The organism is Arthrobacter sp. AG367 (assembly GCF_007828995.1).
Lineage (GTDB): Bacteria > Actinomycetota > Actinomycetes > Actinomycetales > Micrococcaceae > Arthrobacter.
Genome location: NZ_VIVE01000015.1, coordinates 31,938 through 46,291, shown reverse-complemented (window position 1 = coordinate 46,291; position 14,354 = coordinate 31,938). Strand labels below are relative to the sequence as shown.

Annotated in this window: 15 protein-coding genes; 7 read left to right on the top strand and 8 right to left on the bottom strand. The window is 67.6% G+C overall.

The window, feature by feature from the left end; translation table 11 throughout:
* Positions 1-157 precede the first annotated feature (157 nt).
* Positions 158-1,390 carry a hypothetical protein gene (locus FB478_RS20785; RefSeq protein ID WP_144601519.1) on the bottom strand — a complete coding sequence of 411 codons (1,233 nt, stop codon included), beginning with the start codon at positions 1,388-1,390 and terminating at the stop codon, positions 158-160.
* A gap of 170 nt (positions 1,391-1,560) precedes the next feature.
* Between FB478_RS20785 and FB478_RS20780 the strand changes: the two genes are divergently transcribed.
* Complete coding sequence (locus tag FB478_RS20780; protein WP_018770521.1) at positions 1,561-2,028, top strand: hypothetical protein; 468 nt, start codon at positions 1,561-1,563, stop codon at positions 2,026-2,028.
* 88 nt (positions 2,029-2,116) lie between these two features.
* Here the strand turns inward: FB478_RS20780 and FB478_RS20775 are convergent, their stop codons facing one another.
* Positions 2,117-2,437 carry a GYD domain-containing protein gene (locus FB478_RS20775; RefSeq protein WP_018770522.1) on the bottom strand — a complete coding sequence of 107 codons (321 nt, stop codon included), beginning with the start codon at positions 2,435-2,437 and terminating at the stop codon, positions 2,117-2,119.
* Positions 2,438-2,700: 263 nt separating this feature from the next.
* Between FB478_RS20775 and FB478_RS21455 the strand changes: the two genes are divergently transcribed.
* From FB478_RS21455 to FB478_RS20765, 3 genes are all read left to right on the top strand, one after another.
* Entirely contained in the window at positions 2,701-4,185 is a 1,485-nt protein-coding gene (locus FB478_RS21455) for a PEP/pyruvate-binding domain-containing protein (RefSeq protein WP_261377496.1), read from the top strand.
* Positions 4,155-5,390: a PEP-utilizing enzyme gene (locus tag FB478_RS21450; RefSeq protein ID WP_261377495.1), complete on the top strand. Its 1,236-nt coding sequence runs from the start codon at positions 4,155-4,157 to the stop codon at positions 5,388-5,390. Before FB478_RS21455 ends, FB478_RS21450 begins: the two co-directional genes overlap by 31 nt.
* A gap of 209 nt (positions 5,391-5,599) precedes the next feature.
* Positions 5,600-5,866 carry a hypothetical protein gene (locus tag FB478_RS20765; protein ID WP_144601518.1) on the top strand — a complete coding sequence of 89 codons (267 nt, stop codon included), beginning with the start codon at positions 5,600-5,602 and terminating at the stop codon, positions 5,864-5,866.
* Positions 5,867-5,910: 44 nt separating this feature from the next.
* Here FB478_RS20765 and FB478_RS20760 read toward each other — a convergent pair whose 3' ends face one another.
* Together FB478_RS20760 and FB478_RS20755 are read right to left on the bottom strand one after the other, a co-directional pair.
* On the bottom strand, positions 5,911-6,807 hold the full coding sequence (locus FB478_RS20760; protein ID WP_144601517.1) for a diacylglycerol kinase family protein: 897 nt from the start codon (positions 6,805-6,807) through the stop codon (positions 5,911-5,913).
* Positions 6,808-6,816: 9 nt separating this feature from the next.
* Positions 6,817-7,083, bottom strand: a complete 267-nt coding sequence (locus FB478_RS20755) for a hypothetical protein (protein WP_142068312.1) — start codon at positions 7,081-7,083, stop codon at positions 6,817-6,819.
* A gap of 98 nt (positions 7,084-7,181) precedes the next feature.
* Between FB478_RS20755 and FB478_RS20750 the strand changes: the two genes are divergently transcribed.
* Positions 7,182-7,652: a hypothetical protein gene (locus tag FB478_RS20750; protein WP_144601516.1), complete on the top strand. Its 471-nt coding sequence runs from the start codon at positions 7,182-7,184 to the stop codon at positions 7,650-7,652.
* Between the two features lie 9 nt (positions 7,653-7,661).
* Here the strand turns inward: FB478_RS20750 and FB478_RS20745 are convergent, their stop codons facing one another.
* Positions 7,662-8,531 carry a DUF1524 domain-containing protein gene (locus tag FB478_RS20745; RefSeq protein WP_144601515.1) on the bottom strand — a complete coding sequence of 290 codons (870 nt, stop codon included), beginning with the start codon at positions 8,529-8,531 and terminating at the stop codon, positions 7,662-7,664.
* Between the two features lie 268 nt (positions 8,532-8,799).
* On the opposite strand from FB478_RS20745, the gene FB478_RS20740 reads away from it, so the two are divergent.
* Positions 8,800-9,555, top strand: coding sequence for a YoaK family protein (locus tag FB478_RS20740; protein ID WP_144601514.1), 756 nt, complete (start codon positions 8,800-8,802; stop codon positions 9,553-9,555).
* A gap of 29 nt (positions 9,556-9,584) precedes the next feature.
* On the opposite strand, the gene FB478_RS21220 is transcribed toward FB478_RS20740, so the two are convergent.
* From FB478_RS21220 to FB478_RS20720, 3 genes are all read right to left on the bottom strand, one after another.
* A complete protein-coding gene (locus tag FB478_RS21220) occupies positions 9,585-11,441 on the bottom strand; it encodes a metallophosphoesterase (protein WP_186447863.1) in 1,857 nt (618 codons plus the stop codon).
* Entirely contained in the window at positions 11,438-12,520 is a 1,083-nt protein-coding gene (locus FB478_RS20725; RefSeq protein ID WP_144601511.1) for a hypothetical protein, read from the bottom strand. Before FB478_RS20725 ends, FB478_RS21220 begins: the two co-directional genes overlap by 4 nt.
* Before the next feature lie 307 nt (positions 12,521-12,827).
* On the bottom strand, positions 12,828-13,697 hold the full coding sequence (locus FB478_RS20720) for a DUF1295 domain-containing protein (protein ID WP_144601510.1): 870 nt from the start codon (positions 13,695-13,697) through the stop codon (positions 12,828-12,830).
* Between the two features lie 214 nt (positions 13,698-13,911).
* Here FB478_RS20720 and FB478_RS20715 point away from each other — a divergent pair, with 214 nt between their 5' ends.
* Positions 13,912-14,343, top strand: a complete 432-nt coding sequence (locus FB478_RS20715; RefSeq protein ID WP_144601509.1) for a DUF2177 family protein — start codon at positions 13,912-13,914, stop codon at positions 14,341-14,343.
* The last annotated feature ends 11 nt before the right edge of the window (positions 14,344-14,354 follow it).

Below are 14,354 nucleotides of genomic sequence, written 5' to 3'. Positions count from 1 at the left end.
CGGAGTCAAAGCGGCATTAGCGTGGGACATGAGGACCTCCTGGTCGCTGCAGCGGTTGTCTAAGCAACTCCACTGTGCAACCGGAGGTCCTCACCTTTGGCTCAACGACTCCAGCGAGTCATCACATTCACCGAACCAACGTCCCTGGGCAGTACAGCTAGTCCAGCGCCCACACCTCGGCGCCGTCAGCCCCGCTGACCTTCCGGCGGCGGCGCAGCACCACAACAAGCAAGACGGCGCCGCCCAGGAACAAAGCGCCCGCTCCGGCGGCGACGGCCGGAACTGCCACATCGAAGGATCCCTGGGCGATGACGGCACCATCTGACCCGGCACCATCGGATGCGCCGCCGTCGGCTGCTGCTGCCGGCTCTCCCCCACCCGTGGTGGGCGCCGCTCCGGTGGCCGGTCCGCCGTCGAGAACGGTCAGTGACCTGCCTTTCCTGTTGACCACCACCACGGACCCGTCGCTCCGCTGCACCATCCGGGCGGGATCGTCCCCGGTGGCGATGGTATGCGCGGCAGTCGCCGCCCCGGCGGGGATGACAGAGACGGTGTCGTCCAGGCTGTTGGTCACGTACACGGTCCCGTCGGCAGCGGCCAGCACCTCCTGCGGCGCTGTGCCCACGGGAATCCGCCGCTCCACCGTTGTGCGCCCGGGCTCGATCACCGCAACATCGTTGGTGAGGATGTTGGCCACATAGACGGTCCCGTCCGGCGCTGCGGCGATCCCGTGCGGCTCGGCCCTGGTACCCACATCAATCGTGTGCGACGGCCACGGCGCACCGGCCGGAACCACGGTGACGGTGCCGGCCAGCTGGTTGGTGGCATAGGCCGTCCCGTCCCTGGCCAGTGCGACCTTCACCGGATACGGCCCGGCCTGGATGATCCGCTGCACCCACGCATCGCCCGGCTTCACCACCGACACCGAGTTCTGGTCCGAATTGACCACGTAGAGCGATCCCTCCGGCCCCACGGCCAGCCACCGCGTGCCGGCAGGAACCTTCATCACCAGCGAGACTTCGTCCGTGCCCGGTGCCACCACGCCGATTTCTGACTGCGCACCATCGCTCTGCGCCACATACAGCGTCCCGTCCGGCGTTACGGCCAGCGAGGTGGGGAAGTGCCCGGTGGTGATGGTGCGGGACGGCACCGTCTCCCCCGGCCTGTAGGCGTTGACGCTGCCCGCCCAGTTGTAGTCGCTGACGTACAGCGTGCCGTCCGGGCCGGACGCAATACCCAGCGGCTGGCCGACGGCGCCAATCACCTTCGGATCGGCCGCGGACGCGGGAGCGGCTACGACGGCGGATCCCAGCATGAGCGAAGCGCTGGCCAGCAGTGCCGTCCCGGCAGAAAGGGCCGCGCCTGCGGCACGGCGGAGCGGCAGATGCATCACGGTGTTCCCCCAAACGTATTGCCGACCCCCGCGGCAATCCTCCGATCCTACCTGCGGTCCACACCGTGGGCGCTCCGCCGGTCGCAGAAGTCTTTGGCACCCCGGAATAGCCCCGCCCGCCGTGGTGCGCGTACGCGCACGCTGCCAAAAGGGCGCATAGTTAGAAGATGACAGGTCCTTACACCCGGGGTGACTCCTACAGCAGCGAGGTTTCCCGGAAACACATCAGGCAGGCGCTCGAGAACTACGGGGCAACGGACATCATCTTCAGCCAGCGGGGAAGCCTGGGCGCCGTCGCCTTCAAGGGCGACGGCAGGCAGTTCCGGATCGTCATGCAGTTGCTGCAGTCTGAAGGCGCCCTGGCCATCCGCGGGGACATCGCGGACAGCCGGCTCCACGAAGCGAACGCCAAGGTCCTGGAACGCGTCAACCGCAAATCCTGGCATGCCCTGGCACTGGCCATCGACGCCAAACTCGGGGCGGCGGCAGCCGGCATTGCCACGCTTGAATCGGAATTCCTGGCCCATGTGGTTCTCCCCGGAAACCACACCGTGCTCGACGAACTCGAGCCCATCATCGACTCCGCCTACCGCTCCGGCCAGCGTCCCTCCTTCGGCCATCCGGCCCTACCCTAGGCCCCACACTCCACGCTGGCACGCCCAAGCCGGCGGGCCGCCGTCGTAAATTCCCCGACGCCGGCCCACTGCCAAAGTGCAAACCCGCCTATTGTCCAGGGGCCCGGTACGACGGCGTCTTCTTGGCGGCCTCGTCCAGGTCTTCCACGGTGAGGAGCGGCTTCAGGCGGACGTTGACGTTCCCGGTCGAATTGATCAGCAGCGACAGTGCCGCGGCACTTGCATCGTCCGGCGCCTCGAACACGCCAAGGACGTCATAGTAGCCAAACGCGTAGTAGAAGCTCTCCAGCGAGCCGCCCACGGACTTCAAGGCCTCCGCCAGGGCATCACGCCGCTTGGTACCGCCTTCCTGCATCAGCCCCTTGATCCCCTGGCCCACGTACGTTGCTTCAAACAAATACTTCGGCATGGTCTTTCCTCCCTGGCATGTGCATGCGACGGCGCCACGTTCCGCGGATTACGGATGTCCGGCCCCGACAAGGCCGAAAGTATGCCTCCGGCTACAGGCAGTCAATACGCGGAGATACCTAATGGCGGGCGCCGTGGCAACACCGCGATTAGGGGTATGCGGACGCTTTCGGAAGGCCGTTAGGCCCTAGCTGGGTCCCGGCGCCGCGGCACAGGCTGGAACATGTCAATTGCAGGAGGACGGCTCCCGGGACGCAGGCGGGTGTGCCGTTCGAAGCGGCCGACGGCGATGCGCGGCATGGGGACACAGTCATGACCTATGTCAAGGACTTGGGCGACGTGGGCCGGGACGAGCTCGGCACAGCCGGCGGCAAGGCGGTGGGTCTCGGCGGCCTCATCCAGGCCGGCCTGCCAGTCCCGCCGGGGTTCGTCCTCACCACCGCCGCCTACTCGGAATTCGTCACCGGGAACCTCGATGCGGCCATCCGGGAACTGGCCTCCCTTCCACCCGACGCCTCGCCGGAGGACTACGAACACGCCTCCGGGCAGCTACGGGACCTGTTCGGCAAAGGCACCATGCCACCGGCCATCAGAACCGAACTCGCGGACGCCTACCAACGCCTGGGCAGCGGGACCTCCGTGTCGGTGCGTTCCTCCGCCACCGCCGAGGACCTCCCGTCGGCCAGTTTCGCCGGGCAGCAGGAAACCTACCTGAACGTCCGCGGCCAGGACGCCCTGGCCCAAGCCGTGACCGACTGCTGGGCCTCCCTCTGGACGGCCCGCGCCATGGCTTACCGGGCCCGCGAAGGTGTGCTGCCCGGGCAGGTGCGGCTCGCCGTGGTCGTCCAGCAGATGGTGGAAGCCGACGCCGCCGGCGTCATGTTCACCGCCAACCCCGCCAACGGCCGGCGCGACCAGACGGCGATCAGCGCCGCATGGGGCCTGGGCGAGGCCGTGGTCAGCGGAACGGTGACCACCGATGACCTGGTGGTTGAGTCCGCCACCGGCAGGATCATCTCGCGGCAGACAGCCGACAAGGAGGTCATGACGGTTCCCGTGGAGAACGGAACCCGGGAGCAGCCGGTGGCGGAAGCCCGCCGTCGTGCGCCTGTCCTGGATGACGCGGCAGCCGCGGAGCTGACCCGCTACGGCCAACTGATCACGGACCACTCCGGGGCACCGCAGGACGTCGAATGGGCGCGGGCCGGCGGCCGGTTCTTCCTGCTGCAGTCCCGGCCCATCACCGCACTGGCCGAACCCGCGGCCGACGTCCCCAAGACCTGGCCCGTGCCCTATCCCAACGGGCTCTACTTCCGGGCGAGCATCGTGGAGCAGATGCCGGACCCGCTCTCCCCGCTCTTCGCCGACCTCATTGACGGCTCGGTGTCCCGCTCGCTGTCCGCCCTGATGAACCAGGCGCTGGGCATCAACTCCCTGCGCGAGGGCGAGGTGCGGTTCCCCACCATCAACGGCTACGCCTATTACTACTACCGCAACCGGGCCCTGCTGCGGATGACGGGCCGGACGGTGCCGGCGATGGGGGCACTGTTCCGCGGCACGGCGCACATGGGCATCGCCGGGTGGCGCGACTATTCGCACCCGCGCTACCAGCAAGTGATCCGGGAGTGGTCGGTGAAACCGCCTTCGGAGCTCACCGGCGGGCAGTTGCTGGAGGGCGTTCAGGCCCTCCGGACGCCGGAACCGTGTACTACACGGCCGTGCAGTCCATCATTCCGCTCGCCGCCATGAGCGAGATTTCCTTCCGGACGTTCTATGGCAGGGCCGTCCGGCGCCACGGCGATCCCCCGGCCCAGGCGTTCCTGCTGGGCTTCGACAGCGAACCCATCCGGGCGGACAAGTCCCTCTACGATCTGGCGGGCTGGGCGCGCAGCGATCCGGCGCTGGCAGCGGCTTTGCTGGAGCGGCCGACGGCGGAGCTCGCCGGGTGCCAGCGCACCGGTGCCGCACCGGAAGGGGTGGACGACGTCCTGTGGCAGGAATGGCGGCTTGCCTTCAAGGAGCACCTGGACCTGTACGGGCATGCCGTCTACAACCTGGACTTCGCCACCCCGGTGCCGGCCGACGACCCGTCCGCCCAGCTGGAGACGGTGAAGTTCTACCTGCGTGGGCAGGGCACGGACCCGCACGAGCGGCAGCGGCAGCTCACCGAACGCCGGGAGGAACTGACCCGGGAGATGGCCGCCCGGCTGGGGCCGCGGCGCCGGGCCCTGTTCCACCGGCTGCTGAAGTGGGCCCAGGAAACGGCACCCGCACGCGAAGACGCGCTGGCCGACGTCGGGCTGGCTTGGCCGCTGATGCGGCGCATGCTGCTGGAACTCGGCCGGCGCCTGGTGGACTCCCACGTGGTCGCGGCGCCGGATGACGTGTTCTGGCTCCGGCACCAGGAGCTGCGGAGCGCCGTCGAATTCGGTCTCGCCGAGCCCGGGGCTCCGGCCGCCGTGGTGATTGCCGGAGCTGCCCGTCCCGTCCGGGCCGCCGCCGTCGAGGATCGCCGGATGCTGTGGCGGGGCCAGGCGAAGGCGAATGCACCGCAGATGCTTCCCGAGAGCAAGTGGATGGAACGGTCTTTCGGGTCGTGGATGCCGGCAGGCTCCCAGCACCAGGCCGGCGACGTAATCAAGGGCGCCGGCGCCAGTTCCGGCAAGGTCACCGCACCGGCGCGCGTCCTGCGCGGACCCGGGGATTTCGGCCAGATGCGGCCCGGCGAGGTGCTGGTGGCCCGCATTACTACTCCCGCGTGGACTCCGCTGTTCGCCATGGCGTCCGCCGTGGTGACCGACGTGGGCGGCCCGCTGAGCCACAGCTCCATCGTGGCCCGCGAGTATGGCATCCCTGCGGTCCTGGGAACCGGGGTGGCGACGCAGCGGCTCAGCAGCGGGCAGCGGATCGCCGTGGATGGCGACGCCGGTACGGGCACCATGGAACGCCCCTGAACGGACGCCGGATGGCAGCCCCGCTGGCAGCCAGAAAATGCCAGGGCTTCCGGCACGTTGGAGCCCGCTATTGGGCGTACACTCAACGTACCCGGGACACCCGTGACTGGACATCCTGTCTCGGCAGTACGTCCCTTTGGGTCCCTCCGCCGGGCAGCAGCCGACACTCTCTTCGACTCGCATCCGGCAACTGCCACGAAAGGCACACCATGACAGATCTGCGCATCCGCGACCAATGGAACCAGCTTCCCTCCGCTGTAACGCAGTGGCTGATGGAAAACCCGGGGTGCATGATCCTTCCGCGGACGCTCTCCGCGGAAATCAGTGCGGCCAATGGCGAAGCGGCCAACGACGACGTCCACGGCGAGACCACGCTGTCCCAGCAGGACATGGACTTCATCCGGATGAAATCACATGAGGCAGCGAACGGACAGCCGGACACCGGTTACACGTTCTTCGACTCCGTGCAGCCGTAACCACTTCCGGCCTGTACGCACGGGCGCAGTCCTGCGGCGAACGGTCACAGAGTGGCCAGGGCACCCTCGGCGCTTTCCACCAGGACATGCGTACCTGCCTGGATATGGACCACCTCGCCGTCGATCTGGCACGGCACAGCGTTCCGCGTGGAAAAGGCATAGCTGGTGACGCTGGGCTGCTCCCCCAGGCCCAGCGTCACGGCCCGGAGCGTCATCAGCGCCATCTTCATCAGCCCGGCGTGGGGCAGCGTCACTACCTCGAACCGGCCGTCGTCCGGATAGTGCGATTCGCTGACCGTTCCGTACTTCGCCATACGGGAGATGTTGGCCAGGATCAGGCTGTCGAACTTTGCCGTGGCCCCGTCGTCCCGCACCAGCTCGAACGGCCTTAGGTTCCGCAGTGTGCGGGCAACGGAAACCAGTTCCAGGACTTTTCCCTTGCCGCCCTTTTCGATGCCGATGGCCATCAAGGGCGTCAGCCCGAAACCCACGTAGGATTGCGCGTACAGGACCTCCTCCCGGCCGCCGCTGCGGAACGTGACGCGCAGCAGGTCGATGGGCCGGACCGCTTTCTCCCGGATTGCCTGGCTGAGGGTCCGGGCGGGCAGGCTCCGGTAGTGGTCGTTGGCGTTGCCTGCAGGAATCACGGTGCACACCGCTTTGCTGCCGGAAACGTCCATCACGCCGTTGACCACCTCGTTGTACCCGCCGTCGCCGCTGACGGACACGATGAGTGGTGCACCCCGCCCAGCCTCGGTCCGCGCAAGCACGCGGGCGTGCCCCGCATACTCCGTGGGCAGCAGCTCAACCGGCAGGCCCGGCAGGTCTGCGGCCAGGTCCTGATGCAACGCCTCGATCCGCGCGTGCATCCCGGCCCTGCCAGGATTGAAGATCACAACGGCGCGGTCAAAGAGGGCCGCGGGTGCTCCGTCATCGGCCATGGCGTCCCGCTACTCCCCCATCCCGGGGTGGACGGGAACGTAGTCGACGCTGTTGCCGGAGTTGGTCCGGCCCGCGGTGGTCCGGGAGTAGCCGCGCGCATCCAGCCCGTTTTTGGCGCGGAATTCCGCGAGCGCGGCGTCGTAGGCGTTGTTCAGGGTTCGGCCGGAGAACTCACCCGTACTGCCGTCGGTGAAAGCGATCCGGATCCGGACGCTGGCCGGGTAGTGCCGGTTCATCCGGATGAAGCCGTCGGGATCCTGCTGGAGGGTAATCAATGGGGCCTGCTTTCGTTCGTGGGCGCAGTCCCAAGTCTGCCGCAGATTCCTTGAAAATCCCTTTACGGCCGATGCCATACTGGTCCATGGCGATGGGAATGACCAGGCGCGGGGCGTGGCTGCGGTACGGACTGGTCTCGGTCCTGCTGATTTTGATCCACGTGGGCGCCCTGTGGTTCTTCTCCGACGGCGTCTACCACGGCAACGCAAACGTTCCTCTCTTCAAATTTCCGGAAGAAGTGGATGTCCTGTACATCCTGACGTTCACTCCCCTTTTCATCGGACTCAAGTACCGGGTCTACGACGCCGCGGTGCGGGCCGCCACCAGGAACTACAGGCCTCGCGCGGCGGTGGTCTGTTTCGTCGCCGGCTATGTGGTGGCCCTGGCGATGGACGTGGCATGCCTCGTCGCGGCGTCCAGGCCCATCGCGGATTCAGGGCTGTCCATCCTGGGCTCTGTCTTCCAGACGCCGCTGGCCCTCCTGGTTGCCGGCGCGCTCATTGCGGGGGCCGGTATGCAAAACGGCAGGCCACCGGAAACGGGGCCCGCTCCCTTCCCCGGGCGCTAAGTCCCGCGGCTACCCTTCGCAGGCCACCCCGTCGCCGTCGCCGTCCAGCCCGGCCCGATAGCCGGCAGTGCCCAAATACAGCGGCGCGGCTCCCGCAGCCACCGCCTCGGCGCAGTTCGCGTAGTACACAACAGCCGTAGCGGCGGCGGGCGCCACAGTCGCCGGTGCCGGCTGGCCGGGGCAGCTTGCCAGGATGCCGGCGATCGCGTCGTGCTCCGCCTGCGTCACCCACAGGCTGTACCGCGCCTTCACCGACACCTGCCGGGCCACATACTCACATCGGAAGGCCTTGGCCGGCGGCAACCAGGTGGCCGCGTCGCCGTCGCCCTTTTGCTGGTTGGTGGGTCCGTCCGTTGCCTGCAGGTTCAGCGGATCATTCGCGAACGCCGTCCGCTGCTCGGTGGTCAGCTGCTGCGCGCCCTTCTGCCAGGCGTCACTGAGCGCCACCACGTGGTCGATCTGCACGGCGCTGCTGGTGGTGGTGCCGCGGACGAAGTTGATGACCGTTCCGATGTACGGGTCCGCGAGCACGCCCGTCTTGACGGTGCAGGGGACGCTGCCGGTGTAGGTGACCTCGGCAAGGTCCCGCCGCAGGATGTCGTTGCGGGTGTCGCAGCCGTTCTGGTCCACGTCCGCCCACGTTGGCCCGAACAGCGACCGCTCGTACCCCGTCTTCGGCGCCCGGCCCTTGACCGGGAGGGTCTCCAGCACATCGACCGCTTGGACGGCACCGGACGGCTGGGCCGTGGTGCTGCCGTCGACCGCAACCGCCGCCACGTTTGGAGTGAAGAGCGCCAACAACGCGGAAAGGACGACGGCGGCCGCCCAGCGCGTGCCTGGCGCGGGCATTGTTTCGGGCAAGGACGTGAAGCTGGACATGCAGTTCCCCAGGTTGTGCGCAGCAAGAATTGACGGCGCCAGCTCCCCCAAGACCGCTGGCGCCACGGACGAGCCTAGCGGCCGGCACCTGCCAAAACGGCCGGTTGGGGACCAACTGGGCCAATCCTTCCCGACTCCTGCGCCAGCCCTGCGGCTGCTCCCTCTTCCCGCGTTTCCCCGGCCGGCAAGGCCCCGGCGCATACTGGAACAGTCGCCCCTGCTGGGCACAATCCGCGTCCCGCCACCAGGACTGCCGAAAGGTATGCGCATGCCCGCCCGCTTCCTCCCCGCCCATCCGGCCAGGCTGCACCTGGTGCTCATGCTGGTCCTCACGTTTTCCACCGGGGTGCTCGACGCCGTCGGTTATCTGGGCCTGGACCGGGTGTTCACGGCGAACATGACCGGCAACGTGGTGATCCTGGGCATGGCGCTGCTGGGCGGGGACAACCTCCCGATCCTTGGCCCCATCGTGGCGCTCACGGGATTCATGACCGGCGCCGTCATCTCCGGCCGGGCGCTGCGGCCCACCACGTCAGGGTGGAACCGCCGCACCACCGGGCTGCTGGTGGGCGTCAGCGCTGTGATGGCTGTTGTGGCCACCCTCCTCCTCAGCGGCGTGCACCCCAGGCACAATGAAGCCCTGACCGTTGCCATCACCGGCACCCTGGCGGTGACCATGGGTGTGCAGGCCGCCACCGCGCGGCACCTCAATGTCAAGGATGTCCCCACCGTGGTGGTCACTTCCACCATCACGGGACTGGCGGCCGACTCCCGCTTTGGCGCCGGCACCCACCCGTTCTGGGGACGGCGGCTCGCGGCGATCGGGCTCATCATGGCCGGCGCAGCGGTGGGCGCCGGGTTCGTGCAGCTCCACCTGGGGCTCGGGGTCCTGCTGACCGCACTCCTCACCCTCGGCGTCGCCCTGCTGGGCCGGACAGGCGTGCACAAGTACGGCGCAGACACGGCGACGGCGGCACCCGGGCCGGGTGCCGCCGTCGAAAGCCCTCCGGAGGCGGCTACGTAGGCTTCCGCTGCATCATCATTGGCTCCCGCTCACGGACCCGCCGGCCGCACCACGATGGCCGAGCCGCACTGGTTGATGAGCGTGCCCAGGCTTGAGGATGCCGTGGCGGCCTTCGTGCCGGTGGCGGACGTATCGGTCAGCGGAAGGGCGTTGACCTCAATGGCCGCGTTCGACTTGGCCGCGATATTGGAGGTGGCATCACCCAGCTCGGTGGTCCCTGCCGGTGGCGTGAAGGACGTGGTGGCCGAGTTGGTGCCGTTCCTGACGCCGTGGGCGGTCAACAACAGCGACCCCGGTGTTACCGGCGTGATGGACGGCGCCCGGACATCCGGGTAGGCCACCCCGCTGTTGGTGTCCGTGGTGGGCGTGACGTCCAGCGGCGTTGTGGTGTTTGCGCCCTGGACGGCAACAGTGGACCAGGCATACCGGGAGGCGGGCTCAGGCACGCTCGGCGCGGTATCACCGGCCTGCATCACCCGGTACCAGACTGCCTGGTGCGCCGAGGCGGAGCTGGCGCTGGTGAAATCGCCCACTGCCCGTGTCCACCCCGCCGGAGCGGTGGTGTTCGCGGACCCGGACACGGTTACCTGCGAGTACAGGAATACCGTGTCGCCAGGCTGCCAGCCTGCCGGCAGGGAGGGCGTATAGGACCCGGCCGCCGTCAGTTCACCCGATCCCGTGGCCGTCGACCGGACCGAGACGGCTGCCGCCGGGGGCGTCGTCGTCGTGGGCGTTGCCGTGTCAGTTGCGGTTGGTGTCGGGGTAGGCGTTGGCGTGGCCGTGGCAGTCGCTGTCGCAGTAGCTGTAGCTGTAGCTGTCGGCGTCGGGCTTGGTGAAGGGGCCGGCCGGGTGACCGAGAAATTGTCGGTGAACGTCCCGCCCGAGGCGCCGACGAATGACCCGCTCAGGGTGGTGCTGGTCACCGACACCTTCAGGAAGCCATACGTTGGATTGTTGTTGCTGCCCATGAACCGCTGGAAGTACGGAGCCGTCGTCGTGTTGCTCTCACTGTTGAGCGACCTGCCGCCCGAACCAACTGTGGCCAGGATGGTCCCGGTACCGGCGGCGAACTGCCCCGTCGGATCGGTGTCGGCCACACAGTCGGGATTGAAGCTGGTGACGGGGATGGACGTGCAGCTGCCCTTGAGCGCCAGCGGGTAGCTGCGAGCGTAGGCATGGTCGTGCGCCTGCAGGTACAGATCCACCTTCTTGGACACCAGCATGTTCATCAGGTCAGGACTGGCGGCACAGGGATAGTTCACCATCGACAGGCAGTACATGTGCATGCCAACGATGATGAAGGGGATCCCGTCAGCACGGGCCGAGTCGATGGCCGACGTCACGAATTTGTAGCCCTGCGTCCCGGACTTATAGGACCAGTCAAGGCCGCTTCCGCTGTACGTCAGCTTCGGGGACACCATGATCAGCCGGACCAGGGGGCTGGTTGCCGGATAGTCCGTGTAGAACTGCTGGGCGTAATTCCCCACCGCGCCGAGCTTGTCCGGCAGGCACGAGGCGAAGTTGGACCAGACGCCGTCGGGCCCGTCGTCCTCGTGGTTCCCGGTGATGAACTCATAGGGCATGGTCCCGGCGTGCTGCTTGACGAAAGAACACCAGGCAGACTCCGGAGTGATCTGGGAGTAGGACAGGTCGCCGAGGTTGAACATGGCGGAGGTCCCGGCGTTGCGTGCCGCATCGATCACCTTGCCGGTGTTCGTGTTGCCGCCGGTGTCACCGGCGAACCCCAGGCTCACGGTGGTGGCCGCGGTGGCCTGCGGGTTCCACGATGTGGCAAGGAAGGAGACATTCGCAAGGACGAGTGCAGTGCCGAGAAGGACTGCCAGCGCCAAGCGCAGTGGGTGGCGCATGCGCCTGCGGGCGTTCACTTACAGCTCCAAACAGTAGCGCGGCGCAGCCCGTTGGCTGCGGCGGAGTACCCGGTGATAACGGTGGGGCCGGCCTGCCGTGAGGCCGACGTGGCCGCCCCGGACACTCCGGTGAACTGGCCGTCAGAGCCCGGCGGCAGGATCCGTGCGCTCTTGCCGATCCACATCACCGCTTGGGGGCGGTCCCCGTGGAAGGACGACGAACTGCCGGTTCCCACCGCGATGCCCGGAACGCCCGATGCCGCACTCGAGGAGGGGCCGGCTGCCGCGCCTGCATCGCTGACGGAGCCGGACTTGTCCCAGGTGGCAGCGTGGGTTCCCTCATTGACGGCGCTCTGGCCGATCGCCTGCCCCGTCGAGTCGATGGCAAGGACCACACCGCCGCGCCCGCTAAGGGTCGGAAGGGACGTCGGGGTACCGGCCGGCGACCACAGGACCGGCGTGCCGCCGCTGTCGAGGGCCACCCCGCCGATCGTGCCGTCCGGACCGATCGCGAAAGCATGCCCACCTTGTGCACCGGCGGGCAGGGTGAGCGCCCGGGGTGCCGTGGTCAGCGTGGACCAGACAGCGGGACGCTCGTCGTCATCCGCGCCCGGGCCGTCCGAGTGCTCCTCGTCGTTAATCAGCGCGCCGACCACGACGCCGCTGTCCGAGACCATCGACGGGAGCGCGATGTCACCCGGGTTGACGGGAAGGGTGTGATAGACACCGTTCTGCCACCACCAGCCGACCAGGACCTCATTGGCCGTGTCATATCCCGTGCCGACGACTACTCCGTCCTTGTTTACGGAGGTGGGGACTGCGGCATCGAGTGGAATCGCCAACTGGGTGGGCTGGCCATCGCGCCAGAGCACCGGCGCGGATCCTCCGGAGGCAGTATCGGCGAGGCCTACCACCAGGCCGTTACTGCTCGACGCCACTGCGTTGCTGCCCTGGCCGCCGATGCCCGGGAGCAGGGTGGCCGAACAGTTTGTGGCAGCGGGCAATTGCGCGCCAGCGGCTGTCGCGGCAACCGGCACCATGACCATGCCGCCCTCGGCCGCAAGCAGGAGCGCCGTCAGCACCGCCCCGGGTTTCATGTCCTTCGGCCTGTTGAGCCAGGGAGGCCTGCCTCCGCTGCCCGGTAGACCCCTGTTGAAATTCCTATGCTTTGACAATGTCGCTCCCCGGAGTAGAACCCCACGTCCCCAGCAACGTGTGCAGCGCAAGAGGCCTCTGCATAACCGCACTGTCTTTCGAGACTACGTTGCCACCCGCCGCCGGGCACGGGTAAGGGGGTACTCGGATCGGAGGTTAGGGGCTACTTGCTTGGAGCGAACCGCCCTTCCAAGCCGCGACGGCGGCACCCAGCCCGGGTGCCGCCGTCGTACGTCCTGCCCAAAGCCCCTATTTGAGCTTGGGTACCAGCACGGGCGTGTTCTTCTTGTACTCCTCATAGTCCGCCTGGCCGCCCCACTTCTTGTCCGCCTTCTTCTCCAGGGGCGGCACGCCGCTGCCCTTGATCAGCAGCACGGCCACGAAAACCGGGGAGATTAGGGCCGCCCACTGCCAGCCCTGCAGGACGGGCAGGGCGATGATGGCCACGCCCACCCAGAGCGTGATCTCGCCGAAGTAGTTGGGGTGGCGGGACCTGGACCACAGTCCGGTGCTGATGAAGCGGCCCTTGTTAGCGGGGTCGTCCTTGAAGCGGGTCTTCTGGAGGTCAGCCACGGTCTCGGTGGCGATCCCTGCGGCCCATACCAGCAGGCCCACCCAGAAGAACCCGTCCAGGCCCACCTTCTGGTCGGACGTGATGGCCACCCAGGCCAGCGCCGTGGTGAGTACCACCCACAGGCCTTGGATGGTCCAGGTGTTCAGGAAACGGAAGAAGTCCGGCTTGAGCTCATCGAAGCGGTCGTCCTTGCCGTGCTTGCTGATCCGCATAAACAGGAAACTGCCCAGCCGCGCGGCCCACAGCACCACCATGGCTGCCAGCACCATGCCCCGCGCGTCCACGCCCGGGGAGGCCAGGACCAGGAACTCCGTGATGGAGATGTAGGTCAGGGCGCCGGTAAGGTCGTAGAACTTTTCCGTCTGCGCCCTGTAGGACGGGATGAACACCAGCCACTGGATCACGAACGCGATGGCAACCCCCAGCGCGAACACCGGGAACCCGCCAATCCGGGAGCCGCCCTGGCTGCCGGCCAAGGCAATGAGCACCGCCACCACCACGGCAATTATGATGCTGATGAGTGCCTTGCGGCTCTTTTCGTTCACGGACACGTTCCTTTCCCTGGCCCGCCGCGCTCTGCTGCACGGCCGGTCCCAACGATCATGCGGCCACCTTCATTCTCCACAACGCACGGCGCCTGCCACTTGGTCTTCGGAGCGGCGGGGGGCTTGTATGGGTGGCTCGCGCGTTTGACCAGTCCATCCCTTGCCACGGCGCCGAACAGCTTCTGCAACCGTCACCGACACAAGGAGTCAAAGCATGGGCCCCCGCACCAGAAACTGGCTGATCACGTACGTTGTCAGCGCACTGATATTCGCGGTGCTGGATGTGGTGTGGATCCTGCTGGTGGCCAACCCGCTGTACCAGAGCCAGATCGGCCACCTGCTGGCGCCCAGGGCCAATCTGCCCGGCGCTGTCCTCTTCTATGTCATCTACGTGGCGGGGATGGTGCACTACGGCGTCCGGCCCAACACCCCCGGCATCAGCCTGCGGCAGCGGGTGGGCGGCGCTGCCCTCTTTGGGTTCTTCACCTACGCCACATGGGCGCTGACCGGGTTCGCTGTGCTGAAGGAATTCACGGCCCTGGTGGCCGTGACGGACATCCCGTGGGGAGCCGCGGCCTGCAGCGTGGTCACGTGGCTGACCGCAACGGTGCTGCGCAGCCGGCTCACCAACCCTGCCACGGCCTGACGCCTGGCGTG

Excerpts from the sequence above, each read along its gene's own strand:
- FB478_RS20785 (WP_144601519.1), bottom strand. The coding sequence starts at position 1,390 with ATGCATCTGCCGCTCCGCCGTGCCGCAGGCGCGGCCCTTTCTGCCGGG.
- FB478_RS20780 (WP_018770521.1), top strand. The coding sequence starts at position 1,561 with ATGACAGGTCCTTACACCCGGGGTGACTCCTACAGCAGCGAGGTTTCC.
- FB478_RS20775 (WP_018770522.1), bottom strand. The coding sequence starts at position 2,437 with ATGCCGAAGTATTTGTTTGAAGCAACGTACGTGGGCCAGGGGATCAAG.
- FB478_RS20765 (WP_144601518.1), top strand. The coding sequence starts at position 5,600 with ATGACAGATCTGCGCATCCGCGACCAATGGAACCAGCTTCCCTCCGCT.
- FB478_RS20760 (WP_144601517.1), bottom strand. The coding sequence starts at position 6,807 with ATGGCCGATGACGGAGCACCCGCGGCCCTCTTTGACCGCGCCGTTGTG.
- FB478_RS20750 (WP_144601516.1), top strand. The coding sequence starts at position 7,182 with ATGACCAGGCGCGGGGCGTGGCTGCGGTACGGACTGGTCTCGGTCCTG.
- FB478_RS20745 (WP_144601515.1), bottom strand. The coding sequence starts at position 8,531 with ATGTCCAGCTTCACGTCCTTGCCCGAAACAATGCCCGCGCCAGGCACG.
- FB478_RS20740 (WP_144601514.1), top strand. The coding sequence starts at position 8,800 with ATGCCCGCCCGCTTCCTCCCCGCCCATCCGGCCAGGCTGCACCTGGTG.
- FB478_RS20725 (WP_144601511.1), bottom strand. The coding sequence starts at position 12,520 with ATGAAACCCGGGGCGGTGCTGACGGCGCTCCTGCTTGCGGCCGAGGGC.
- FB478_RS20715 (WP_144601509.1), top strand. The coding sequence starts at position 13,912 with ATGGGCCCCCGCACCAGAAACTGGCTGATCACGTACGTTGTCAGCGCA.